The 976-nt window shown below is 72.7% G+C and carries 1 protein-coding gene; it reads left to right on the top strand.

From position 1 onward, the window contains the following. Positions 1-71 precede the first annotated feature (71 nt). Positions 72-764, top strand: a complete 693-nt coding sequence (locus tag AB8Z36_RS41465; RefSeq protein WP_369218490.1) for an alpha/beta fold hydrolase — start codon at positions 72-74, stop codon at positions 762-764. The last annotated feature ends 212 nt before the right edge of the window (positions 765-976 follow it).

The raw sequence follows: 976 nt of genomic DNA, 5'->3' as shown, positions 1-976 counted from the left end.
CAACCAGCCGCGATTACTTCTGGGGATACTTCGCGTAAACACGGCGGCACGCGAGAGAAAGGCTCCTCCCGATGAAGCTGCACACCCACGAATGGGGATCCGGCGACCGCGTCGCCCTCCTGGTGCACGGGATCATGTCGGACCACCGCACCTGGCGTCGGGTGGGGCCCGCGCTCGCCGCTCTCGGGTACCGCGCGATAGCGGTCGACCTGCGGGGCCACGGCGCGAGCGGGCGCGGCGCGTACGGTGCGGAGATCTTCGCGGACGACCTCGTGGAGACGCTGCCCGCCGGGGCGGAGCTGGCGCTCGGGCACTCCCTGGGCGCGCTGGCGCTCTCCCTCGCCGTCGAGCGCCTCGCGCCCGCGCGGGCCGTCTACTCCGATCCGGCGTGGGCGCTCGGCAGGACGGGGTCGGTGGACCCGGCGATGTTCGTGGAGTTCAAGAGGGTCACGCGAGGCGCGATCGCGGGCTTCAACCCGCGCTGGGACGCGGCCGACGTCGACATCGAGGTGGCCACCGTGGCCGCCTGGGACCCGGACACCGCGCACTCCCTGGCGGGCCGGTTCGCCGTGGACCACACCCCGGCCGCGCCGGTCGTCCCCTCGCTCGTACAGGTCGCCGGGGACGGCTGCCTCGTCGACGAGGCGCTGCGGACGGAGCTGAAGCTGCGCGGGTTCGAGGTACGGACGGTCGAGGGGGCGGGACACACCATTCACCGGGACGACTTCGAGGCGTTCATGGCGTCGCTGGAGGGGTGGCTGTAGGCGGATGCGGGCCCCTGCGGCGCGGAGGGGTGGCCGTGCGGGTGCCGTTGCCGGTGAGGTTGCGGGTGCCGTGCGGGTGACCGTGCGGCGTGGCCGGGGAGCAGATAACCGCTTTATCCGACTTATCGGCATACCGTCACCGGGTGAACGCACTCGTACGGAGAAGCGCCGCGCTCTGCGCCCTCGGCGCCCTGACCGCCGTCCTCGTCGGC

The organism is Streptomyces flavofungini, from assembly GCF_041028215.1.
GTDB lineage: Bacteria > Actinomycetota > Actinomycetes > Streptomycetales > Streptomycetaceae > Streptomyces > Streptomyces flavofungini_B.
This window is presented reverse-complemented; position numbering and strand designations above follow the sequence as displayed.

What these genes read in the sequence shown, in the direction of transcription:
- AB8Z36_RS41465 (WP_369218490.1), top strand. Translation starts at nt 72, where the DNA reads ATGAAGCTGCACACCCACGAATGGGGATCCGGCGACCGCGTCGCCCTC.